At 68.5% G+C, this 23,000-nt stretch carries 22 protein-coding genes; 8 read left to right on the plus strand and 14 right to left on the minus strand.

The window, feature by feature from the left end; genetic code table 11:
• Nucleotide 1 precedes the first annotated feature (1 nt).
• Nucleotides 2-895, plus strand: coding sequence for an NAD(P)H-binding protein (locus C8261_RS07405; RefSeq protein WP_107493033.1), 894 nt, complete (start codon nt 2-4; stop codon nt 893-895).
• Nucleotides 886-1,296, plus strand: coding sequence for a CopD family protein (locus C8261_RS07410; protein WP_107493034.1), 411 nt, complete (start codon nt 886-888; stop codon nt 1,294-1,296). Before C8261_RS07405 ends, C8261_RS07410 begins: the two co-directional genes overlap by 10 nt.
• Here the strand turns inward: C8261_RS07410 and mobA are convergent.
• A complete protein-coding gene (gene mobA / locus C8261_RS07415) occupies nt 1,232-1,870 on the minus strand; it encodes a molybdenum cofactor guanylyltransferase MobA (RefSeq protein ID WP_107493035.1) in 639 nt (212 codons plus the stop codon). The genes C8261_RS07410 and mobA overlap by 65 nt on opposite strands.
• A 106-nt stretch (nt 1,871-1,976) precedes the next feature.
• On the opposite strand from mobA, the gene C8261_RS07420 reads away from it, so the two are divergent.
• The gene (locus C8261_RS07420; RefSeq protein ID WP_107493036.1) at nt 1,977-3,134 is read left to right on the plus strand and encodes a THUMP domain-containing class I SAM-dependent RNA methyltransferase; all 1,158 of its coding nucleotides are present in this window, start codon (nt 1,977-1,979) and stop codon (nt 3,132-3,134) included.
• Nucleotides 3,135-3,163: 29 nt separating this feature from the next.
• Here C8261_RS07420 and C8261_RS07425 read toward each other — a convergent pair whose 3' ends face one another.
• Entirely contained in the window at nt 3,164-4,297 is a 1,134-nt protein-coding gene (locus C8261_RS07425) for a PilT/PilU family type 4a pilus ATPase (RefSeq protein ID WP_107493037.1), read from the minus strand.
• A gap of 62 nt (nt 4,298-4,359) precedes the next feature.
• On the minus strand, nt 4,360-5,400 hold the full coding sequence (locus C8261_RS07430) for a type IV pilus twitching motility protein PilT (protein WP_107493038.1): 1,041 nt from the start codon (nt 5,398-5,400) through the stop codon (nt 4,360-4,362).
• A gap of 100 nt (nt 5,401-5,500) precedes the next feature.
• Here C8261_RS07430 and C8261_RS07435 point away from each other — a divergent pair, with 100 nt between their 5' ends.
• Genes C8261_RS07435 through C8261_RS07450 form a run of 4 tightly spaced genes read left to right on the plus strand, consistent with a single transcriptional unit; the run spans nt 5,501 to nt 7,951 of the window.
• Nucleotides 5,501-6,190, plus strand: a complete 690-nt coding sequence (locus C8261_RS07435; RefSeq protein WP_107493039.1) for a YggS family pyridoxal phosphate-dependent enzyme — start codon at nt 5,501-5,503, stop codon at nt 6,188-6,190.
• 55 nt (nt 6,191-6,245) lie between these two features.
• On the plus strand, nt 6,246-7,073 hold the full coding sequence (gene proC / locus C8261_RS07440) for a pyrroline-5-carboxylate reductase (protein ID WP_107493040.1): 828 nt from the start codon (nt 6,246-6,248) through the stop codon (nt 7,071-7,073).
• A gap of 3 nt (nt 7,074-7,076) precedes the next feature.
• Nucleotides 7,077-7,658 carry a YggT family protein gene (locus C8261_RS07445; RefSeq protein ID WP_107493041.1) on the plus strand — a complete coding sequence of 194 codons (582 nt, stop codon included), beginning with the start codon at nt 7,077-7,079 and terminating at the stop codon, nt 7,656-7,658.
• Between the two features lie 2 nt (nt 7,659-7,660).
• The gene (locus C8261_RS07450) at nt 7,661-7,951 is read left to right on the plus strand and encodes a DUF167 domain-containing protein (protein ID WP_107493042.1); all 291 of its coding nucleotides are present in this window, start codon (nt 7,661-7,663) and stop codon (nt 7,949-7,951) included.
• Between the two features lie 19 nt (nt 7,952-7,970).
• On the opposite strand, the gene C8261_RS07455 is transcribed toward C8261_RS07450, so the two are convergent.
• From C8261_RS07455 to C8261_RS07475, 5 genes are read right to left on the minus strand one after another with little or no spacing between them, the layout of a single operon-like run.
• Complete coding sequence (locus C8261_RS07455; protein WP_107493043.1) at nt 7,971-9,248, minus strand: dihydroorotase; 1,278 nt, start codon at nt 9,246-9,248, stop codon at nt 7,971-7,973.
• A 19-nt stretch (nt 9,249-9,267) separates the two neighbouring features.
• A complete protein-coding gene (locus C8261_RS07460; protein ID WP_107493044.1) occupies nt 9,268-10,227 on the minus strand; it encodes an aspartate carbamoyltransferase catalytic subunit in 960 nt (319 codons plus the stop codon).
• Nucleotides 10,220-10,720, minus strand: a complete 501-nt coding sequence (pyrR, locus tag C8261_RS07465; RefSeq protein ID WP_107493045.1) for a bifunctional pyr operon transcriptional regulator/uracil phosphoribosyltransferase PyrR — start codon at nt 10,718-10,720, stop codon at nt 10,220-10,222. Before pyrR ends, C8261_RS07460 begins: the two co-directional genes overlap by 8 nt.
• Nucleotides 10,707-11,159, minus strand: a complete 453-nt coding sequence (gene ruvX / locus C8261_RS07470; protein ID WP_107493046.1) for a Holliday junction resolvase RuvX — start codon at nt 11,157-11,159, stop codon at nt 10,707-10,709. Before ruvX ends, pyrR begins: the two co-directional genes overlap by 14 nt.
• Complete coding sequence (locus C8261_RS07475; protein WP_107493047.1) at nt 11,152-11,718, minus strand: YqgE/AlgH family protein; 567 nt, start codon at nt 11,716-11,718, stop codon at nt 11,152-11,154. The genes ruvX and C8261_RS07475 overlap by 8 nt, the downstream gene beginning before the upstream one ends.
• Before the next feature lie 60 nt (nt 11,719-11,778).
• On the opposite strand from C8261_RS07475, the gene C8261_RS07480 reads away from it, so the two are divergent.
• Nucleotides 11,779-13,239, plus strand: a complete 1,461-nt coding sequence (locus tag C8261_RS07480; RefSeq protein WP_107493048.1) for a cryptochrome/photolyase family protein — start codon at nt 11,779-11,781, stop codon at nt 13,237-13,239.
• A 50-nt stretch (nt 13,240-13,289) separates the two neighbouring features.
• Here C8261_RS07480 and C8261_RS07485 read toward each other — a convergent pair whose 3' ends face one another.
• The 6 genes from C8261_RS07485 to C8261_RS07510 form a co-directional block, all read right to left on the minus strand.
• Nucleotides 13,290-19,211 carry an Hpt domain-containing protein gene (locus C8261_RS07485; protein ID WP_107493049.1) on the minus strand — a complete coding sequence of 1,974 codons (5,922 nt, stop codon included), beginning with the start codon at nt 19,209-19,211 and terminating at the stop codon, nt 13,290-13,292.
• 25 nt (nt 19,212-19,236) lie between these two features.
• Nucleotides 19,237-21,372, minus strand: a complete 2,136-nt coding sequence (locus tag C8261_RS07490; protein ID WP_107493050.1) for a methyl-accepting chemotaxis protein — start codon at nt 21,370-21,372, stop codon at nt 19,237-19,239.
• A 57-nt stretch (nt 21,373-21,429) separates the two neighbouring features.
• Entirely contained in the window at nt 21,430-21,942 is a 513-nt protein-coding gene (locus C8261_RS07495; RefSeq protein WP_107493051.1) for a chemotaxis protein CheW, read from the minus strand.
• 4 nt (nt 21,943-21,946) lie between these two features.
• Nucleotides 21,947-22,312, minus strand: a complete 366-nt coding sequence (locus C8261_RS07500) for a response regulator (RefSeq protein WP_107493052.1) — start codon at nt 22,310-22,312, stop codon at nt 21,947-21,949.
• A gap of 31 nt (nt 22,313-22,343) precedes the next feature.
• Nucleotides 22,344-22,730, minus strand: coding sequence for a twitching motility response regulator PilG (gene pilG, locus C8261_RS07505; protein WP_107493053.1), 387 nt, complete (start codon nt 22,728-22,730; stop codon nt 22,344-22,346).
• Between the two features lie 91 nt (nt 22,731-22,821).
• Nucleotides 22,822-22,974 (minus strand): rubredoxin, encoded by a 153-nt coding sequence (locus C8261_RS07510; RefSeq protein ID WP_219905165.1) that lies wholly within the window; start codon nt 22,972-22,974, stop codon nt 22,822-22,824.
• Nucleotides 22,975-23,000: the final 26 nt, after the last annotated feature.

The raw sequence follows: 23,000 nt of genomic DNA on the forward strand, positions 1-23,000 counted from the left end.
GATGAAAAGGATACTGATCGTCGGTTGTGGCGATGTTGCCCGGCGCGCCCTGCCCTGGCTGCTGCGGCGCTTTCGCGTCTTTGCACTGGCGCGCAGCGCGGAGTCGGCGCGCGCGCTGCGTGCGCTGGGCGTGGTGCCGGTGCGTGGCGACCTCGACGAGCGGCGCTCGCTGAGGCGGCTGGGCGGGCTTGCCGACGTCGTGCTGCATTTTGCGCCGCCGCCGCAGCACGGCGACGAGGATCCACGTACCGCCCATCTGCTCGCCGCGCTCGGGCGCCGGGGGAGTCTAGCACAGCGTCTTGTGTACATAAGCACCACCGGGGTGTATGGCGACTGCGGCGGTGCTTTCATCGACGAGTGCCGTGCGCTGCGGCCGCTGAGTGCGCGTGCGCGCCGCCGCGTCGATGCCGAACGCCGTCTGCGCCGCTTTGCCCGCCGTCATGGCACGGCGCTTGCCATCCTGCGCGCGCCGGGCATCTATGCCGCCGACCGGCTGCCGCTGGCGCGCCTGCAGCGCGGCGATCCGGTGCTGGCGGCGGAAGACGACGTGCTTACCAACCACATCCATGCCGACGATCTTGCCAGGCTGGCCTGTGCGGCGCTCTTCCGTGCCCGTGGCGGGCGGGTTTTCAATGTCGTGGACGACAGCCGCCTGCGCATGGGCGAGTATTACGACCTGCTCGCCGACCGCTTCGCGCTGCCGCGTCCGCCCCGCCTGCCGCGGGCGCAGATCGCCGCCGTGCTGTCGCCGCTGACGCTTTCCTTCATGGCCGAATCGCGCCTCATCGACAATACGCGCATGCGCCGGGAACTGCGCGTGGCGCTGCGCCATCCCACCGTCGGCGACGGAATCGCCGCCGCCCTCAACAAGGAGCAAGCCCCCTCATGCTGGTGATCAAGTCCCTGCACATCATCTTCGTCGTGTCCTGGTTCGCCGGGTTGTTCTACCTGCCGCGCCTGTTCGTCAATCACGCCATGGTCAGCGACGCGGCGACCATCGAGCGCCTGAAGCTGATGGAGCTCAAGCTCTACCGCTTCATGACTCCGCTCGGCATCCTCGCCGTCGCCCTCGGGCTGTGGCTGTGGTTCGGCTACGGCTTCGGCGGCGGCTGGCTGCATGCCAAGACCACCCTGGTGCTGTTCCTGATCGCCTACCACCTCTACTGCGGCAAGCTCCTGCGCGACTTCGCCGCCGACCGCAACACCCGCAGCCACGTGTGGTTCCGTGTCTTCAACGAGGTGCCGGTGGTGGTGCTGTTCGTGGTGGTGTTCCTGGCGGTTCTGAAGCCGTTCTGAGCGCCTCGGCGCTGTTGAGGTTGGCAAAGGCGGCGGCGACGTCGTCGAATGCCACCTCGACGCGACGGCGGCTGCGCTGCCAGCCGTCGACCCGCCGCCCGTCGGCCAGCAGATAGGCCTGCAGGTCGGCAGCGAGAGCGCGTCGGCACAGGCAGAATACCGGATGGCTGCGCCCGTCGGTGGTGGCTACGGCGATCTCCGCGGTGGCGGCTTGCAACGCGCGATACAGGCGGACGACGAGGTCCGTGGGCAGCAGCGGCGAATCGCAGGGTACGACGGCGACGAGTTCGTGGCGGGCATGGCAGAGGCCGGCGTGGATGCCGGCGAGCGGGCCGGCGAAACCGCCGATCTGGTCGGCAAATACCGCAGTGCCGAAGCTGGCGTAGGTGTCGAGGTTGCGGTTGGCGCTGATCTGCACCTCGGCGACCTGCGGGCGCAGGCGCTCCAGCACCGTGGCAACCAGCGGCGCACCGCGGTAGTCGGCCAGCCCCTTGTCGATGCTGCCCATGCGCTGGCCGCGACCGCCGGCGAGGATGAGGCCGCTGATCGGCGGCAGCTTGAAGGTGTCGTGCATGGCAGGGATTCTACTCTCCGTGGCGTGGCGGCGGCCGTTATACAATGGCCGACTGTCCTCTCCTGTGCCCGCCCTGTGCGGCGGGCCTGTCCAGTGTGGTACGCGCATGTCCGAGCAGTTCTTCTGTCCCTGTCCCCGTGGTCTTGAAACCCTGCTCGTCGATGAGCTCAACGCGCTTGGCGCCCGCGACGCCGCTGCGGTGCCCGGCGGGGTGTCCTTTGCCGGCGACTGGGCGTGCTGTTACCGGGTCAACCTCGAAAGCCGTCTTGCCACCCGCGTGCTGTGGCGGATCGTCAGTGGGCGTTATCGCAGCGAGGAGGACATCTACCGCCTCGCCTACGGGCCGACCTGGGCGAAGTGGTTCACCCCGGACGACACCCTGCGGGTCTATGTGACGGCCAAGCAGTCGCCACTGAAAAGCCTGGAGTTCGTCACCCTGCGCGTCAAGGACGCGGTGTGCGACCACTTCCGTACCGTCGCCGGACGACGCCCGAGCATCGACACTGCGGCGCCGGACGTGCGCGTGCACGCCTTCCTGACCCGCGACACCGTCACCCTCTATCTCGATACTTCGGGCGATCCCCTCTATCGCCGCGGCTTCAAGCAGGCCGCCGTGGAGGCGCCGCTGAAGGAGAACCTGGCCGCCGGCATCCTGCGCCTTTCGGGCTGGCAGCCCGGGGAGAGCTTCATCGATCCGATGTGCGGCAGTGGTACTTTCCTCATCGAGGCGGCGCAGATCGCTCTCGACATCGCCCCCGGCCTCGGGCGCGGCTTTGCCTTCGAGGGGCTGCGCAACTTCGACCGCAGCACCTGGGCGGCGCTGCGCAAGGCTGCCGAAGGGCGCCGCCAGGCGCCGCGGCGCCTTGCACTGTACGGTTCCGACATCGTCGGCGAGCAGGTCCGCCGCAGCCGCGTGAATCTGGAGGCGGCGGGGCTGGCCGAGTGCGTCTACCTTGATCGCGCAGACGTTCTCGACCGCGTGCCGCCGGCAGCAGAAGGGGTGATGGTGTGCAATCCGCCCTACGGCGTGCGCATCGGCGAGGCCGAGGAGCTGGCCGCCTTCTATCCACGCCTTGGCGATGCCCTCAAGCAGCGCTGGAGCGGCTGGCGCTGCTACCTGTTCTCGGGCGATCCGGCCCTGCCCAAGCTGATCGGGTTGAAGGCTGCCAAACGCACACCGCTGTTCAACGGCGCCCTCGAGTGCCGCCTGTTCGAATACCGCATGGTGGCCGGCTACATGCGCCGCAAGGCCCCGGAGGCCTGAAGGGCGGCGGCTCGCGCCGCCGGGGCACCTCAGACGATGTCGAGGTGCTGGATGCCGGCGGAAAGGTCCTTTTCGCCGAGGCGGCTGTTGAGCTTGATCTGCAGGCGCAGGTCATTCACCGAGTCGGCGTTGCGCAACGCATCCTCGTAGGTGATCAGTTCCTGCTCATAGAGATCGAACAGGCTCTGGTCGAAGGTCTGCATGCCCAGTTCGCGCGAGCGCTTCATCACTTCCTTGATCCCTGGCACCTCGCCCTTGAAGATGAGGTCGGCGATCAGCGGCGAGTTGAGCATCACCTCCACTGCCGGCACGCGACCCTTGCGGTCCTTCATCGGCAGCAGGCGCTGCGAGATCAGTGCGCGCAGGTTCAGCGAGAGGTCCATCAGCAGTTGCTGGCGGCGATCCTCGGGGAAGAAGTTGATGATGCGGTCGAGGGCCTGGTTGGCGCTGTTGGCGTGCAGGGTGGCCAGGCAGAGGTGGCCGGTCTCGGCAAAGGCGATGGCGTAGTCCATGGTCTCGCGATCGCGGATCTCGCCCATCAGGATGACGTCCGGGGCCTGGCGCAGGGTGTTCTTCAGCGCATCCTCCCAGGACTCGGTGTCGATGCCGATCTCACGCTGCGAGACGATGCAGTTCTTGTGCTGATGGACGTACTCGATGGGGTCTTCGACGGTGATGATGTGGCCGTAGGAGTGCTCGTTGCGGAAGTCCACCATCGCTGCCAGCGAGGTGGTCTTGCCGGTGCCGGTGCCGCCGACGAAGATCACCAGCCCGCGTTTGGACATCGCGATGTCGCGCAGCACCACCGGCATGCCCAGCTCCTCGAAGGTCGGGATGCTCATCGCGATGGTGCGCAGCACGAGGCCGACGCGACCCTGCTGGATGTAGGCGTTGGCGCGGAAGCGGCCGATCCCCGCCGGCGAGATGGCGAAGTTGCATTCCTTGGTGGATTCGAACTCCGCGGCCTGGCGGTCGTTCATGATCGCGCGCGCCAGTTCCGCGGTGTGCTGCGGCGTCAGCGCCTGGTTGGATTGCGGCACGATCTTGCCGTCGATCTTGATCGCCGGCGGGAAGCCCGCGGTGATGAAAAGGTCGGAGCCCTTCTTCTGCACCATCAGGCGCAGCAGATCGTGCATGAACTTGAGTGCCTGGTCGCGTTCCATGTTGGCTTCCTCGGTAGCGGTCGACCGTTACGGTGCAGGGTGCGGGGCGCGGGGCCCGGAGATCAGTTGAAGTTGTCCTTGTTCGCGGCACGCAGCTTCGCTTCGGCGGCGGACACGACGTTGCGGCGGACGAGGTCGGCAAGGCACTGGTCGAGCGTCTGCATGCCGACGTTCTGGCCGGTCTGGATCGCAGAGTACATCTGTGCGATCTTGTTCTCGCGGATCAGGTTGCGGATCGCCGGGGTGCCGATGAGTATCTCGTGAGCGGCGACGCGGCCGCTGCCGTCCTTGGTCTTCAGCAGGGTCTGGGCGATCACCGCGCGCAGCGATTCGGAAAGCATCGCGCGCACCATGTCCTTTTCCGCTGCGGGGAAGACGTCGACGATACGGTCGATGGTCTTCGCTGCCGACGAGGTGTGCAGGGTGCCGAACACCAGGTGACCGGTTTCCGCCGCGGTGAGCGCCAGGCGGATGGTTTCCAGGTCGCGCATCTCACCCACCAGGATGACGTCCGGATCCTCGCGGAGGGCGGCGCGCAGGGCGTTGGAGAAGGACATCGTGTCGCGATGCACTTCACGCTGGTTGACCAGGCAGCGCTTCGACTCGTGGACGAATTCGATCGGATCCTCGACGGTGAGGATGTGGCCGTATTCGTTTTCATTGACGTAGTCCACCATCGCTGCCAGCGTGGTCGACTTGCCCGAGCCGGTGGGGCCGGTGACCAGCACGATGCCGCGCGGCTGATGGGCGATTTCCTTGAAGATCTTCGGCGCGTTGAGCTGCTCGAGGGTCAGCACCTTCGACGGAATGGTCCGGAATACTGCGCCGGCGCCGCGGTTCTGGTTGAAGGCGTTGACGCGGAAGCGCGCCAGGTTGGGCACCGCGAAGGAGAAGTCGCACTCCAGCGTTTCCTCGAACTGCTTGCGCTGGGAGTCGTTCATGATGTCGTACACCATCGCGTGTACGTCCTTGTGCTCCATCGGCGGCAGGTTGATGCGGCGCACGTCGCCATGCACGCGGATCATCGGTGGCAGCCCGGCGGAGAGGTGCAGGTCGGAGGCCGAGTTCTTGACCGAGAAGGCGAGCAGTTCGGTAATGTCCATGGCGGAGGCGGGTGGTGTCGGGAAGAGGAGTGAAAGGGGGCGATAAGCCCCCGGTGATATACTGCCCGGGCCTTCAGAGCCGGGCCGGATCAAGCGCTATATGACATCAATCTCCGCCAACTTGCAAGCCGTGCACGCACGCATCGCCGCCGCCGCGCGGGCCTGCGGACGCGATCCGCAGACGGTGCGGCTGCTCGCGGTGAGCAAGACCTGGGGTGCCGGAGCCGTGCGCGAGGCGGCCGCTGCGGGACAGCATGCGTTTGGTGAGAATTACGTTCAGGAAGGCTGCGAGAAGATCACCGCACTTGCCGATGCGACCCTCGAATGGCATTTCATCGGCCCCCTGCAGAGCAACAAGACCCGTGCGGTGGCGGCGCACTTCCACTGGGTGCACAGCATCGACCGGCTCAGGATTGCCGAGCGTCTGTCTGCCCAGCGCGACGTCCACCTGCCGCCGCTGCAGGTCTGCGTGCAGGTCAATGTCAGCGGCGAGCTCAGCAAGAGCGGCGTCGACCCCGCCGCCGCGGTCGCCCTGGCGCGTGCGGTGGCGGCGCTGCCGCGCCTGCGCCTGCGCGGGCTGATGTGCATCCCCGAGCCCACTGCCGATGCTGCCGTGCTGGCGGCGCGCTTTGGCGTGCTGCGCAGTCTGCAGGGCGAACTGGCCGCGGCCGGAATCGTTACCGATACCCTGTCGATGGGCATGTCGCATGATCTTGAGGCCGCGGTGGCCGCCGGTGCCACCCTCGTCAGGGTGGGTACGGCCATTTTCGGTGAGCGGGGTGCGCAGTGAGCGCAGCGGTTGCGGCGAGGCCTGTCCCTCTTTCACGCTTTTGCGGAGTCAGTGCATGAAGATCGGTTTTCTCGGTGGCGGCAACATGGCCGCCGCACTCATCGGTGGTCTGGTCGACAAGGGGTTTTCCGGCGAAGCAATCGAGGTCGTCGACCTCCTCGCCGAGAACCGCGAGCGGCTCGCGGCCCGCTTCGGCGTGCGCACCGCGGCCACGGTTGGTGATGGCCTGCTGGCCTGCGAGGTCATCGTGCTGGCGGTCAAGCCGCAGCAGATGCGCGCGGCGCTGGCACCACTGGCCGGATGCCTGCAGCAGCAACTGGTGGTGAGCATTGCCGCTGGCCTGCGCGTTGCCGACCTCGAACGTTGGCTGGGCGGCTACCGCCGTGTGGTGCGCTGCATGCCCAATACCCCGGCCCTGATTGGCGCCGGCGTGACCGGGCTGTATGCCGGCGCCGCGGTCGATGAGGCGGGCCGCGCGGCTGCCGACAGGGTGCTGGCGGCGGTGGGCAGCACGCTGTGGATCAGCGACGAGGCGCAGATGGATGCGGTGACCGCGCTGTCGGGCAGCGGGCCGGCCTACGTCTTCCACTTCATCGAGGCCCTGCAGGCTGCCGGGCGCGATTTCGGCTTCGACGAGGCCAGTGCACGCCAGCTCGCCGTCGATACCGTCCTCGGCGCCGCGCGCCTTGCCGCCGCCTCCCCCGAACCGGCCTCAGTGCTGCGCGAACGCGTGACCTCCAGGGGCGGCACCACTGCGGCCGCGCTCGACAGCCTGGCTGCTGCCGGCTGGCACGATGCGCTGGTCGCCGCCGTCCATGCCGCCGCCGCGCGCGGGCGCGAGCTGGGCGAGCAGCTTGGCGGCAGCGCCGCGCCGGAGGCCTGAGTCATGCTCGGCAACATCGTCCTGCTGATCGTCAACGTCGTGCTCGGCTTCATCACCGTGATGCTGCTGGCGCGCTTCTTCCTGCAGTGGCTGCGGCTGCCCTTCCGCAACCAGGTCGGGCAGTTCGTCCTCAGCACTACCGACTGGCTGGTGCGTCCGCTGCGGCGGGTGGTGCCCGGTCTCTTCGGACTCGACCTGGCCAGCCTGCTGCCCGCCTGGGTGGCGCAGACCCTCTACGTGTTCATCGAACTGAGCCTGCGCGGGGTGCCCTTCGACGGTGGCGCGGCGGGGGTGCTGCTCGGTCTGTGGGGGCTCGGCGTGGTCGAACTGCTGCGCATGGCGATCTACCTGGTGTTCGCGGTGGTGCTGATCTCCGCGGTGCTTTCGTGGGTCAGTCCGCATGCCCCCGCGGCGCCGCTCTTCCATGGTTTTGCGGCGCCCTTCCTGCGGCCCTTCCGGCGCATCGTGCCGATGATCGCCAACGTCGATCTGTCGCCGCTGGTGCTCTTGCTGGTGCTGCAGATCGTCCTGATGGTGGTCTCCAGCCTGCGCGCAAACTTCATTCCGCTGCTGGTGGCGGGCTGAGCATGGGCTGGTTGCGGCTCGTCGGCGACGCCGTCGTGCTGGCCCTGCACGTGCAGCCCAATGCGCGCCATACCGAGTTCGCCGGCCCGCACGGCGAGGCGATGAAGCTGCGCCTGGCCGCGCCACCGGTGGATGGCAAGGCCAACGCCGCCCTGTGCGCCTTTCTGGCAACGTACTGCGAGGTGCCGCGCGCCGCCGTACAGCTGATCAGCGGCGAGAGCGCGCGCGCCAAGCGCGTGCGCATCGAAGGCGTGGATGGCGAAGCGCTGACGCGGCTGCGGCGGCTGGGGTGAACCCGCCGCAGCCCATCTTTCAGCTGTCGAACATCACCTGGCCTTCGACCAGGGTGTAGCGCACCCGTCCGGGCAGCTCCTGGCCGAGGAAGGGGGTGTTCTTGCCCTGGCTCCTGAGCGTCTGGCGGTTGATTGCGCTGCTCGCCGCAGGGTCGAACACGCAGACGTCGGCACGCGCGCCGGGGGCCAGGTGGCCCGCCTTGGTGATGCCGACGATGCGTGCGGCGTCGGTGGTGATGCGCGCCAGCGCGGTGGGTAGTGCAACGCCGGCTTCCCGCGCCCACTTCAGGGTCAGCGGCAGCAGCAGTTCCAGGCCGGTGGCGCCCGCCTCGGATTCGGAGAAGGGGGTGAGCTTGCCGTCGTCGTCCACCGGGGTATGGTCCGAGCACAGCGCGTTGATGCGCCCGTCGGCGAGCGCGGCGCGCAGCGCGTCGCGGTCGGTATCGCTGCGCAGCGGCGGCACCAGGTGGCAGTTGGCGTCGAAGTGGCCGATGTCGCGGTCGCACAGGTGGAGGTGGTTGATCGACACGTCGCAGCTCACGTCGATGCCGTCGGCGCGCGCCTGCTCGATCAGGCGCAGGCCCGCGGCCGAGGACAGGCGGGTGATGTGCAGGCGTGCGCCGGTGGCCTGTGCCAGCTGCAGGTAGGTGTACAGGGCCACGGTTTCGGCGGCTACCGGGATGCCCGGCAGGCCCAGGCGGCTGGCGTACTCGCCGTCGTGCGCAAAACCGCCGCGCGACAGGAAGGGGGCGATGGGCTGCAGCCAGACGCGGAAGTCGAAGGTGGCGGCGTACTGCAGGGCGCGCATCAGCACGGCGTTGTCCACGATGGGCACGTTGGCCTGGCTGAAGGCCACGCAGCCGGCCTCGACCAGTTCGGCCATCTCCGACAGGCGCTCGCCCTTGAGGCCGATGGTGAGCGCACCGACCGGGTAGATGTGCGCGCGGTTGAGCTTCTTGGCACGGTAGCACAGCATCTCGACCAGGCCGGGTTCGTCCAGCGCGGGGTCGGTGTCGGGCGGAATCGCCAGGCTGGTGACGCCGCCGGCCATCGCCGCTTCCATTTCGGATTCCAGCGTGGCGCGGTACTCGAAGCCGGGTTCGCGCAGGCGCGCGGCGAGGTCGATCAGGCCGGGGCACACCACCAGACCACTGGCGTCGATCACGCGCGCGGCGGTGAAGCCGTCCGGTGCGCGGCCGTGGGCGAGGATGCGGCCGTCGGCGATGAACAGGTCGGTGACGCTGTCGAGCTGGTTTGCCGGGTCGATCACCCGGCCGTTGGCAATCTGGATTCTCATTGGCGTTCTGCGTCCTTGCTTATTGTCCGGCCAGCATGCTCATCACCGCCATGCGCACCGCGATGCCGAAGGTGACCTGCGGCAGGATCACCGCCTGGGCGCCGTCGGCCACGGCGGAGTCGATCTCCACGCCGCGGTTCATCGGTCCCGGGTGCATGACAATGGCGTCCGGTCTGGCAAGCGCGAGCTTCTCCGCGGTGAGCCCCCAGACCTTGTAGAACTCCTGCGGGGTGGGGAGCAGGGCGCCGTTCATGCGTTCGTTCTGCAGGCGCAGCATCATCACCACGTCCACGTCCTTCAGGCCCTCGCGCATGTCGTGGAAGACGCGCACGCCCAACTGTTCGAGTGCGGTGGGCAGCAGGGTCTTGGGGCCGATGACGCGGATCTCCGGCACGCCCAGGGTGCGCAGCGCACCGATCTGGCTGCGCGCCACGCGCGAGTGCAGCACGTCGCCGACAATGGCCACGGTGAGATTGGTGAACTCGCGCTTGTAGTGACGGATGGTGTACATGTCCAGCAGCCCCTGGGTGGGGTGGGCATGACGGCCGTCGCCGGCGTTGATGACGTGGATGTGGTCGCGCCCGGTGTTCTGCAGGTGCTGGGCGATCAGCACCGGGGCGCCGCTGGCGGCGTGGCGGACGACGAACATGTCGGCCTGCATCGCGCACAGGTTGTCCACGGTGTCGAGCAGGCTCTCGCCCTTGGCGGTGGAGCTGGTCGACACGTTGAGATTCACGACGTCGGCGGAGAGGCGCTTGGCGGCGATCTCGAAGGTGGTGCGGGTACGCGTCGAGTTTTCGAAGAACAGGTTGAAGATGCTCTTGCCGCGCAACAGCGGCAGCTTCTTGACCTCGCGTTCGGCGACCTCGGTGAAGGGCGCGGCGGTGTCGAGGATGGCGTTGAGGATCTCGCGCGGCAGGCCGTCCAGGGTCAGCAGGTGCTGCAGTTCGCCGTGCTTGTTCAGTTGGGGGTCACGCATCGATCAACCTCAGGGCGAAGGTACCGTCCTCGGCGCGTTCCAGTTGCAGGCTCTGCGAGGCGGGCAGGGGTTGGGGCAGGGTGTGGGCGCAGTAGCGTGCGCCGATCGGCAGCTCGCGTCCGCCGCGGTCGACCAGCACGGCGAGCTCGACGCAGGCCGGGCGGCCGAAGTCGAACAGTTCGTTGAGCGCAGCGCGGGTGGTGCGGCCGGTGTACAGCACGTCGTCGACGATGATCACGTGCGCGCCCTCGACGTTGAAGGGAATCTCGGTGCGCTGGGGTTGCGGGTGCAGGCCCTTGGAGCCGTAGTCGTCGCGGTAGAAGGAGACGTCGATGGCACCCAGCGGCTGCTTCAGGCCGAGCGCCAGGTGCAGGCGTTCGGCAAGCCACACGCCGCCGGTATGGATGCCGACCAGGGCGGTGTCGGCACTGACCTGCGGGCGCATCTGTTCGATGAGCTGCGCGCAGAGGGCTTCTGCATCAAGGTTTGACATGTCGGTGTGCGTCCAGGAAGTGTTGCAGGATGATCTGTGCGGCGGCGGCGTCGAGCACAGGCTTGCGTGCCTGCCAGCGACCGATGCCGACTTCGCGCAGGCGCTCTTCGGCTTCTGCCGAGCTCAGGCGTTCGTCGATCGCACTGACCGGCAGGCCGAAGCGGCCGTGCAGCTGGTTGGCAAAACGCCGGCAACGCGCGCTCATGTCGTGAGCGCTGCCGTCCAGCGCAGTGGGCAGGCCGACCACCAGCGCCACCGGTCGCCATTCGTCGATCAGGCGGCCGATGGCGGCGAAACGCGCGGCGTTGGCCTCTTCGGCGATGGTGGTGAGGGGAGCGGCATGGCCGGTTTCGATCTCGCCCACGGCGACGCCGATGCGCGCCGTGCCGAAATCGAAACCCAGCAGGGTGCCGCGGGCTGGCAACGTGCCTTCAGGCATGCCCGGCAACGTCGCTGAGGTTGGCAAAGTCGATGCCCAGGCGCTGCATTGCCGCAGCCAGACGTTCTTCTGGCGGCAACTCGAAGATCACCGCCATGTCTGCCGATACGGTCAGCCAGGCGTTGTCGGCGAGCTCCTGTTCGAGCTGCCCGGCGGCCCAGCCGGCGTAGCCCAGGCTGATCAGCACCTCTGCGGGTTCACCGGTGGTGCCGATGGACTGCAGGATGTCACGGCTGCTGGTGAGGGCGAGCTCATCGCTGATGCGCAGTGTCGAATGCCATTCGCCGGCAGGCCGGTGCAGCACGAAGCCGCGGTCGGTCTGCACCGGACCGCCGAAGTACACCGGCTGCTCGGCAAAGCCGTCGGCGAGCAGCGGCAGTTCGACGCGCTCGAAGAGGGCACCGAGGGTCATGTCGATGGGGCGGTTGACGATGATGCCGAGCGCGCCCTGATCGTTGTGCTCGGCGATGTAGGTCAGGGTGCGGGCGAAATTGGGGTCGACCATGTTGGGCATGGCGATCAGGAAGTGATGCGTGAGGTTCGCTGTGATCTCGCTCATGGCATCATTTTACGCCCTTGTTGATGACGGTGGCGGTGGAAGCTTGCCCCGTACTGCGCGATGTCGAAGACAATCGAGAAAACTGCCCTGGTCTGGTTCCGGCGCGATCTGCGCGCCCACGATCATGCCGCCCTGGCCCATGCGCTGGCGGCCTTCGGGCGCGTGTACTGCGCCTTCATCTTCGACCGCGAGATTCTCGATGGTCTGGAGACGCGTGCCGACCGGCGGGTGGAGTTCATCCTGCGCAGTGTCGAGGCGCTCGATGCCGCCTTGCGGTCCCTTGGCGAGGGCGCCGGGGTGGCGCATGCCGGCCTGCTGGTGCGCCATGGTTTCGCCACCGAGGAGATTCCGCGCCTGGCCGTGGATCTCGGTGCGCAGGCGGTGCTGTGCAACCGCGACTACGAGCCTGCGGCACTTGAGCGCGACGGCCGTGTGGCCGCGGCACTGCTGCGGCAGGGCATCGCCTTTGGCGACTTCAAGGATCAGGTGATCTTCGAGCGCGATGAGGTGCTCAGTGGCAGTGGCCAGGCCTACAGCGTCTTCACGCCCTATGCGAAGGCCTGGCTGAAGCGCCTCGGCGACGACGACCTGCGCCCCCACGCGGTCGCCGCGCGGGCCGCGCGGCTGGCGCCGCTGCCGGCGGGGGAGCGTCTGCCGGCGCTGGACGAGCTCGGCTTCACCGCCACCAACCTCGGTGCGCTCGACCTGCCTGCGGGCGTGGAGGGGGGACGCCGGCTGCTTGGCGATTTTCTCGCTCGCATCGGCGCCTACCAGGAGGCGCGCGACTTTCCGGCGCGCAGGGGGGTGTCCTATCTGTCGGTGCACCTGCGCTTCGGGACGGTATCGATCCGCGAACTGGTTGCCGCGGCGCGCGCCCATGACAGCGCGGGGGCGCGCTGCTGGTTGAACGAACTGATCTGGCGCGAGTTCTACCAGATGATCCTGTGGCACCACCCTCATGTGCTGACGCGCAGTTTCCGCCCCCAGTACGATGCCGTGCGCTGGGACGAGGCCCCCGCACTGCTGGAGGCGTGGCAGGAAGGGCGCACCGGCTACCCGCTGGTTGATGCGGGGATGCGCCAGCTCGCCCAGAGCGGCTACATGCACAACCGCCTGCGCATGGTCACGGCCTCCTTCCTGTGCAAGGATCTGGGGCTGGACTGGCGCCTTGGCGAGCGCCATTTCGCCCGCCTGCTCAACGACTACGACCTTGCCGCCAACAATGGCGGATGGCAGTGGGCGGCGTCCACCGGCTGTGACGCGCAGCCGTGGTTCCGCATCTTCAATCCGCTTACCCAGTCGCAACGCTTCGATCCCGAGGGGCGCTTCATCCGCCGTTACCTGCCCGAACTGGCCGCTGTGCCGGCCCGCCACATCCACGCCCCCTGGCTGATGGATGCCGGCGCCCAGGCCGCCGCCGGGGTGCGCATCGGGCGCGACTATCCGGCCCCGGTGGTCGATCATGCACAGGCGCGTCAGCGCACCCTGGCGCGCTACGGGGTGGTCAAGGGCGCAGACTGAAGGAAGCGGGGCGCCGTTGCCGGCGCCCCGCCGCGCTGCTGTGCCGCCGTTCAGCTGCGTCCGGTATAGCCGGCCAGCAGGGCGAGCAGCTCCTCTTCCTGATACGGCTTGCCGAGATAGTGGTTGGCCCCTACTTCCTCGGCGTAGCGGCGGTGCTTCTCTGCCAGCCGCGAGGTGATCATGATCACCGGCACCTTGCGCGTGCGTTCGTCGGCGCGGATGTTGCGTACCAGGTCGAAGCCGTCCATGCGTGGCATCTCGATGTCCGACAGGATGACGTCGGGCACGGTGTCGAGCAGCTTCTCCAGCGCATCGACGCCGTCCTTGGCGGTGAGCACCTGGTAGCCCTCGCGTTCGAGGAGGCGGCTGGCGATCTTGCGCACGGTGAGCGAGTCATCGACCACCAGGATGGTGGGGATGCGCGCCGCTGCAGGTGCCGGGCTGCCGCCGATGAGGCTGCCGTCCTCGGCGGGGCTGCCGCCCAGGCTGCGGCTGGCCAGGGCCACCGGGTTGAGGATGAGGACGATCTCGCCGTCGCCGAGTACCGTGGCTCCGGAAACGCCGACCAGGCGGGCGATCTGCGGACCGGCATTCTTGACCACGATTTCCTGGTTGCCGCGCAGCGCATCGACGTGCAGCGCCAGGGTCTGGGCGCCGGCGCGCAGCAGCAGCACCCAGTTGAAGCGTTGCACCTCCGGTTCCGCGTGGCTGTCGCCGAGCAGGCGGGTGAGGTAGCGGTAGCTGTAGTGCTCGCCCTGCCAGTCGGTGCCGCCTGCTTCGACCAGCGCCGCGAGCGGGGCGGCCTTGAGCTCCAGCACCTGGGCAATCATGCTCGACGGGATGGCGTAGGTGCGCTGTCCGGCACGCACCAGCAGGGCCTGGGTGACGGCGAGGGTGAGCGGCAGGTAGATGCGGAAGCGGGTGCCGCTGCCGGGAACGCTGGAGACGTCGATGCGTCCGCCGGCAGCAGCGGTTTCCGATTTCACCACGTCCATGCCGACGCCGCGTCCGGAGATCGTCGACAGTGATCCCGCGGTGGAGAATCCGGGGACGAAGATGAGGTTGGTGAGGCGCTTCTCGTCGGCCTGTTCGTCGGCACCGAGCAGGCCGTTGGCGCGTGCGCGCTCGGCGATGCGCTCGAAGTCGAGACCGGCGCCGTCGTCGGCGAGCTCGATGGCGATTTCGTTGCCTTCCTGCTTCACCGTCAGGGTGATCTCGCCGATCTCGTCCTTGCCGGCGCTGCGCCTTCTGTCGGCGTCCTCGATGCCGTGGGCCACCGAGTTGCGCAGCAGGTGCTCGAGCGGGGCGACCATGTGCTCCAGCACGCCGCGGTCAAGCTCGATACGGCCGCCGCGCAGGTCGAGGTTGGCGCGTTTGCCGAGTTCCTTGGCGCTCTGGCGGACGATGCGGTAGAGGCGGTCGGCGAGGCTGTCGAAAGGCACCATGCGCACCTGCATCAGCGCCTGCTGCAGCTCGCGCGACATGCGTGCCTGGCTGTGCAGGGCGACGTCGGCGCCGTCGAGGTTCTTCAGCAGGTTCTGCTGCACCGTGGTGACGTCGTTGACGCTCTCGGCCATCATCCGGGTGAGTTCCTGCAGACGGGTGTAGCGGTCCATCTCCAGGGGGTCGAACTCGGCATGGTGGCTTTCGGCCTGGGCAATGCGCGACTGCATCTGCACTTCGGCCTGGATCTCCACTTCGCGCAGCTGGTTGCGCAGGCGGATGACGTTCTCGGTGAGGTCGAGCAGCGAGCGGCGCAGCGTGCGCAGTTCGCCTTCGATGCGGGTACGCGCAATGCCGATCTCGCCGGCCTGGTTGACGAAGCTGTCGACCGCGTCGGCACGCACGCGCAGCATGGCGCTGCCGGCGGCGGCCTCCTGCTCGGCAGCGACTTCGATGGCGGTTGCCGGTGCGGCGGCGGTTGTGTCCTCGGCGGGTCCTTGCGCGGCTTCCGCTGCAGCGGGGATGCCGCCGCCAGCGAGGATGTCGATGCTCTGTTCGACGATGTCGAGACCGGCGACCAGTTCGTCGATCAGGGCGCCGGGGTCGGCGGCGCCCTTGCGCAGGCTCTCGAAGCGCGACTCCATCTGGTGCACGTGTTCGCCGAGGTTCATGGCCCCGGTCATGCGCGCACTGCCCTTCAGCGTGTGGAGCTGGCGGGCGACGCTGTGCGGGTGCTCGGCGCTGCCGGGTTCGGCGCGCCAGGCGCGCAGCGCGGCGTGCAGGCCGGTGAGCAGCTCACCGCCTTCCTCCAGGAAGATGGGCAGGAGCTGGGCGTCGATCTCGTCGTGCACCGGTGCCGCAGGTTCGCTTTCGACCACCGGCGCCGCCGCCGCGGAGGTCACGGTGTCGACCACCGACGCTTCGGCGGCGGGCGTTGCTGCGGGTGCGGGGACTTCGGCGCTGAGCGCGGGCTCCTCGCTCAGCGGGTAGCGGCCAATGGCTTCCAGCTGCTCGGCGAGTTCAGGCACCGGCAGCGGCAGGCTGCGCGTTGCGACCTCGGCGACCATCGCCTCCAGGGTGTCGAGGGCGCTGCGCAGAAGGGCGGTCTGCTCGCCACTGGGGGCATGTTGCTGGTCGCGGCAGCGCGCCAGGGCGTGCTCCATTGCGCGGCCGAGCAGATGCGGCGGCTCAAGGCGCGCAGTGCCGGAAATGCCGGCCAGGGTGTGGGCGGCGCGTACCGCCGGCTCGGGCGGCGGCAAGGTCGGATTGGCCTGCAGGCGGTCGAATTCCTGGTGCAGGACGGAAATGTGGTGGGCGGCTTCGGCAAGGTAGAGATCGAACAGCGGCCGGGAGATCTCGCTGTCGCCGATGCGCACGTAGTCGCCCTCGGACGGCGGCATGTCGACCGCTTCATCGGCTGCAATCCCGACTGCAGAGGAGGTTTCGGGCTGCTCGGGGTGCTCATCGGTGCCGCCGTCTTCGGCCTCAGCTTCGCGTGCAGCGGAGGTCTCCGCTGCCGTGGGCGCTGCGGCAGCGCTCGCGGGCAGCTCGGGCAGTTCGTTGGGGTGTTCGGCGACTCCGGGGTCTGCGGGCGGTGCGATGGGGGACTCGTCGACTTCCGCCAGGGCGGGCAGTTCGTCGGCCGGCGCGGCGCTTTCGGCCAGCGCGATATCCACACCGAGGTCGTCCGCAACGCTTGCCGGCTGCTCGGAAGGTTCCGCCGTTTCGATCCCGGCTGCGGGCAGGTTGGCGTCGAGTTCAGGGAAGTCGAGCTCGAAGTCGACCGTCGCCGTCGGCAATGCAGCCAGTTCGTCGCTCTCCGCAGCCGTTGCCGGCGCTGCCTCGGCCACAGGTGCCTGCTCGGTGGCAGGGGGTTCAGTGGCGGGGGCGACATCAGGTCCGGAGAGGTCGAAATCGATGCTCTCCGGCACGGGCTCGGGTGCGGAGGGGGGGGGCTCGTCCTCGTCGAGGAACTCCTCGATCTCCAGCGAGGTTTCGGCCGGCAGGAAGCCGCTGTCGGGCTGCTCGTGGGCGACCGGCAGGACTTCGCCGTCCTCGGAGAGGTCGAGGTCGAAGGCCAGTGTGGTGGCGACCAGCGCCGGGTCTTCCTCCGGCGGCACGGCGGCGGAGCTCGCAGCCGGGCTTTCGGGCGGCGCTGCGGAAGGCAGGGTGCCGGGTTCGCTGAGCGGTTCCTCGGTGCTGCGCAGGCGCTCGGCTTCGCCCAGCACGGCACTGGCATCGTAACCGTGCGCGCCACCGCCTTCGAGTTGCGCGACCCATTCGGAGAAGGTCTGATGGGCGGCGTCGACGAGGTGGTGAAGGGCGGGAGTGGGTGCCCACTCGAACTGCAGCCAGCGGTTGAGGGTCTGCTCGAGTCCCCACGCGGCTTCGCCGAACTCGCGCAGTCCGACCATGCGGCCGCTGCCCTTGAGGGTGTGGAAGCCGCGGCGGATGGCGGTGAGGTATTCGGTGTTGGAGGGTTCGGTGCGCGACAGCTCGAGGTGCTCGTCGATGGAGGCGAGCACGTCGTGGGCCTCCTCGATGAAGATCTCCAGCAGTTCGGCGTCGATCTCTTCTTCGCTGGCCTCGATCAGGCGCTGCGTGTCGGGCGCCCGGGCGGGCAGGTCGAGCGGCGCGGGGGCCGGCTCGGCCTCGAAGTCGTCGCGGTCGAGGCCGACCAGGGCGGGACCTTCGCCGTCGTCCTCGTCATCCTCGCCGTCGTCGGCGAAGGCGTCGGCAGGTGCCTGGGCAGGGGCGACGGCAGCCTCCGCCGCGGGGGTGTCGGCGGCGGTGTGGCCGGTCGCAGCGGGTACGGCGAGGTCGAGGAAATCCTCTTCTTCCTCGGGAGCTTCCTCGATGACCTCCTCGGCGTCAGGGTCGAGGAAGCGCGCCAGGCGCGCCGGCCCATGCTGCAGGGCCTCGATATAGAAGCCGAGGGCGGAGAGGCGGTGGGCAAGGTCTTCGGCGGCACCGGCAGGCGGGGCTTCGCTGTCGGCGGCGAAGCCGGCAATGGTATCCGCGGCGTCGTGGAGGAGGGCGATGGCTTCGTCGTCGCCGAGCAGGGTCAGTGCCCCTTCGATCTGGTGCAGGGGGCCGGCGAGGGTGGCGAGCGGGGCGCGCTTGTCGTTGTTGCGGAAGAAGTCGTCGAGGGTCTGTTCGACGTGGGCGAGGCTGGAGAGGATCTCGCGCGACAACTGGGCGAGTGCGTCACGCTCCTGGTTGCGCCGCGCACCGAGGGTGGTTGCCGAGGTTTCTGCGGCCTCCAGTGCTTCGCCGCGGATGAAGGCGGCAAGGCGCTTGATGGTGTCGGCAACCTGGCCGGAGAAGGCCGCGTCGGGACCGCCGCGCTCCAGGGCCGATTCGCCCAGCAGGAGGGCGGTGGCGACCTCCATGGAAAGCGTTTCGTTGAGCTGCAGGGGATCCTTGCGCAGCCATTGCACGCAGCTGTCGAGGCCGTCGAGCAGGCGCACGAAGGCCGGGCGGCCGAGTTGCGGCGCTTCCTGGAGGGCGTCGTGCAGTTGCTGTTCAAAGCGCGGCAGCGCACTGGCGCTGCCGGTGGTGAATTCGTCCCAGGTCTCCTTGGCCTGTCCGAGCCGGGTGCGCAGGCTCTGCAGCAGGGGCGCGAGCGGCGCATCGCTGACCGTGGCGCCGGGCTCGGGCATCAGGGCGTCGAGGTACCAGGTGCGCCGCACGGCCTGCTGGTGGGGCGTGCTCGCGGGTATGCAGGCGACGTGGTAGAGCAGTTCGCGCATCAGGCGGTCGGGCACCGCGGCGGAGCCGCCCAGGGTGCGGCGCTGCTGGGCGTCGAGTTGGGCGCAGAGCTTGCGGATGGGCGGTTCCGAGGCCAGCGTGCCGGCGGCGAGGCCGTCGAGCAGGGCCAGCGAGGCCCACCACAGCGCGCGCGCGGGGGCGCCCGGGAGAACCTGTTCGATGCCGGTTACCGCTTCGCGCATGGCGGTGATCGCGGCCTTGTCCTGAGGGTTGCGCAGCCAGCCCAGCAGGCCTTGCTCGTAGTGCGTGCGCAGGCGGCGCAGGCGGCGGCGCAAGCGGCGTTCGTCGAGGTCGAGCGGCGGCGGGCGGCGCTTCGGGCGCAGTGACAGGTCGGGGAAGAAGAGGTCCGCGGCGCTGCCCTCGCTGCCACGGGCAGCGAGCAACTCGGCATACAGGCCGGCCAGGCGCAAAGGCTGGTCGGCGGCGCCGTGGACGAGTTCTTCGAGATAGTTGCCGATGGCGGCAAGTGCGCGCCTGCCGAGGCTGAGCAGGGCACCGTCGACAGTGATTTCGGCGCGTGCGGCGCTGCCGAGGAGCTGGTCGAGGGTATCGGCGAAGTGGGTCAGGCCGTCGAGGCCGACTATGGACAGCGCCCCGCGCGCCTGGTGGAGATGGTTCTGGGCGAACTGGATGCGGCTGCCCGCATCTTCCGCCTGTGCAGCCTCGTCCAGCGCTTCCGCTGCACGACCCAGGGAGAGGTCGATCTCGCCTTTGACCCAGGTGAGCGGGCCGAGATCCAGTTCGGTGGGGTGCGTCATGTGCGGGTCTCTTGCCTTGGTTCGGTCAGACCTTGAAGCCCGATACCGAGCCCTTCAGTTCCACTGCGAGGTCGGCCAGTTCGCCGATCGACACGGCGGTCTGCTGGGTGCTGCGGGTGGTCTGTTCGGTGACCCCCAGAATGCCTTTCATGGCTTCCGCAACGGTGGTTGCGGTGGCAGCCTGGCGCTGGGTGTCGGTGGAGATCTGTTCGATGAGGCGGGCGGCTTCCATCGACACCTGGCCGATCTCGGCGAGCGCCTGGCCGGCGGCGTCGGAGAGCTGGGCGCCCTCGACCACGTCGCGGGTGGCGGTTTCCATTGCGCCCACGGCGTCCTGGGTGTCGGTCTGAATGGTCTTCACGATCGCCGCGATCTGCTTGGTGGCCTCTGCGGAGCGTTCCGCGAGGCGCTGCACTTCTTCCGCAACCACGGTGAAGCCGCGACCCGCTTCACCGGCCGAGGCGGCCTGGATGGCGGCGTTGAGCGCCAGCACGTTGGTCTGCTCGGTAATGTCGGAAATCAGTTCGACGATCTCGCCGATCTCCTGCGAGGATTCGCCGAGGCGCTTGATGCGCTTGGAGGTTTCCTGGATCTGCTCGCGGATGTCGTTCATGCCACGGATGGTGTTCTCCACCGCGTCGGCGCCCTTGCGCGCCGATTCCAGCGAGCGCCGTGCCACCTGGGCAGACTGCAGCGCGCGCTCGGAGGACTGGCTCATCGACTCGGCCATCTGCTCGACGGTGCTGCCGGCCTCCTTCAGCTCCTGGGCCTGTTTCTCGGTGGCGGCAAGCAGCTCGGTGGAGGTGCGCTGGGCGGATTCGGTGGCCGCGGTCACGCGGGTGGCGGCGTCGTTGATGCGGCCTACCAGCACGCCGAGTTCCTCAATGGTGTAGTTCACCGAGTCGGCAATGGCGCCGGTGATGTCTTCGGAGACCGTGGCGCGGATGGTGAGGTCGCCGTCGGCGAGGTCGCCCATCTCGTTCATCAGGCGCAGGATGGCCTGCTGGGTCTGGTTGCGCTCGCCCTCGGCGGCCAGACGCTGGCGTTCGGATTCGGCGCGGCGGCCGGCGAGGTCGTCGCTGTAGGCCTTGGCCATCATCAGCAGCACGGCGATGCCGGCAAGGGCGGTGAGCACGGCGAGCAGGGTGGCCGGGTTGAGACCGCGGAAGGTCTGCGCATAGGCGTCGCCGAGGCCGTTGGTGCGGTCGAGCAGGGTGGTGGAGTCGCGGAAGATGCGCGAACCGGCCTGCTTGGCCTGCACCAGCAGCTGGATGTTGCCGAGGATGCCGGAAACCGCCTCGAGGGTCTCGCGCGAGGTCTGCTCGAGCTCGGCGAGACGGGCGCGGGTCTCGCCGTCGCCGCCGGCCTGCACGAGCTGGGCGAGGTGTTCGCGGAAGGTGTTGGTGTCCTTGCCGAGCAGGAAGGCCACTTCCGGGTCGATGGCGTCGGCGACCAGCAGGGCGTTGGCGTTCTTGGCCATGCGCTGGGTGAGCATCACCGCGCGGTTGGCGGTGGCGATGTCGCGGGAGCCCGCGCCGGCGAGCAGCTTCAGCGCCGCGACCTGCTCGGAAAGGTCGAGGAGCAGGGCGTTCTGGGCGTTGATGGTGTCAACCGACTGGTTGAGGGTGATGAGGTTCTGCTGTTCGCTGAGGAGCTGGCCGGTGTCCTGCTCGGTCTTGCGCCAGACTTCGGTAAGGGCCTGGATGGCATCCTGGGTGCCGGCCGGGCTGGCAGGAACGGCGGTGCCGTCGATCTCGCCGCCCTGGGTGAGGGCGCGCAGCAGGGTGCTGAAGCGCGTGCTGGCCTGGCGCAGTTCGCCGAAGGCCTCGGCGTTGCCCTGCAGCGAGAGCTGGGCGGCCTTGGCGATCTGCTGCGAGAGCATGCGCATTTCACCGGCTGCGGCCACGTAGGTGGTGGCATGGGTGGTCTGCCGGCCCTGGTAGATCAGCAGGGCCGCGGTGACCACGACGAGCAGCGCGAAGATCACCCCGAGGTTGCGGATGCGCTCGGTGACCGGGCGCTCGCCCTGGGCTGCACTGCCGGCGGCGGCGCTGCGCGGCGGTGGCGCGCTGGACTCGAGGATGGTGGTATCGCTCGGAATGTCGGCCGGGGCCGCCTTTTTCTTCTTGCCGAAGGAAAGCTCGGGAAGCTTCAATGCCATGTCGCGTGCTCCGCCACAAAGGGGTGTATGCCTGTCGGGCCCGTTGCGGCCCGTGCGTTAATCAATGCCAGCGTCGAGAAATACGGGTTGTGCAAGCAGTTTCGGTACGTCGAGTTTGAGCCACAGCCGGTCCTGGGTGTCGCGCAGGCGCTGCGCTACCCAGGGCCGGGGATCGGCCTCGCCGCGGTCGGCCTCGAAGTCTTCCGGGGTGCGCAGGCCGACCGCGCGCGATACCAGGATGGCGCTGTTGACGCCGAGCTTGGCGCCGATCAGCAGCAGGCGGGCATGGCCCGCCGGGGGAATGGGAGCGCCGCCGTGGAAGGCGGAGAAGTCCACCACGCCGTAGAGGCTGCCGCGAACGTTGACCACGCCGTTGAACCAGGGGCGGGTCAGGGGAACGCTGGCCAGCGCCGGCACCGGGAGGATCTCGCCGGTGGCGGCGAGGTCGACCAGCCAGTTCTCGTCGCCGGCCTGCACGCCCAGCAGGGCACGGCGCTGCCCGCTCTGGGCCGCGGCGAGCCGCCGCGACAGGTTTTCCTGAAACTCGCGCAGACTGATCCGCTTGGCCATTGCGTCAGCCCAGGGCCTTGATGCGGCCGAGGAGTTCGGCTTGGTCGACCGGCTTCACCAGGTAGTCGTAGGCGCCCTGGCGCATGCCCCAGATGCGGTCGGTTTCCAGCCCCTTGCTGGTGCACATGATGATGGGGATGGCGCGGGTGGCTTCGTCGCGGGAGATCGTGCGGGTGGCCTGGTAGCCGTTCATGCCCGGCATCACCACATCCATCAGGATGAGGTCGGGCGTCTCGCTCTTGCTCTTGACGATGGCGTCTTCGCCGCTGTCCGCGGTGGCGACCTCGTAGCCGTTCTTGACCAGCAGTTCGGTCATCGCCAGGCGTTCGGTGGGAGAGTCGTCAACGACGAGGATTTTCTTGATCGGCATCGTGCGGATTCCTGTCTCCGGTTGCGGTGGGTCAGCTTGCCTGGCGCGGGGCGTGGGTGGCCACCGCCTTGAGCAGGCTGTCCTTGGTGAAGGGTTTGGTGAGGTATTCGTCGGAGCCCACCATGCGTCCGCGGGCGCGGTCGAAGAGGCCGTCCTTGGAGGACAGCATGATCACCGGGGTGGCGGCGAGGCGGGTGTTCTTCTTGATCAGCGCACAGGTCTGATAGCCGTCCAGGCGCGGCATCATGATGTCGACGAAGATCACGTCGGGGTGGTGGTCGGTGATCTTCGACAGGGCGTCGAAACCGTCTTCGGCGAGCAGCACCTGGCAGCCGGCCTGGCCGAGAAAGATCTCGGCGCTGCGCCGGATGGTGTTGCTGTCGTCAATCACCATCACCTTTAGTCCGGTCAGGTCCATGGTGTCATTCCTCACGGTTTATTTCGCCGCGCCACGATTCCGGCGCGACGCAAAGCATACATCATTCGGGCAGTCAGCGGCTGCGCCGGCGTCATATTCTGACCAGCTCGAAGTCTTCCTTGCGGGCTTCGCACTCGGGGCAGGTCCAGTTCGGCGGGATGTCTTCCCAGCGCGTGCCGGGAAGGATGCCGTCGGCGGGCAGTCCTGCAGCTTCGTCATAGATGAAGCCGCAGATCAGGCACATCCAGGTCTTGTATTCGGTGTCGGCCA

The organism is Pseudothauera lacus, assembly GCF_003034845.1.
GTDB classification, from domain to species: Bacteria; Pseudomonadota; Gammaproteobacteria; order Burkholderiales; family Rhodocyclaceae; genus Pseudothauera; species Pseudothauera lacus.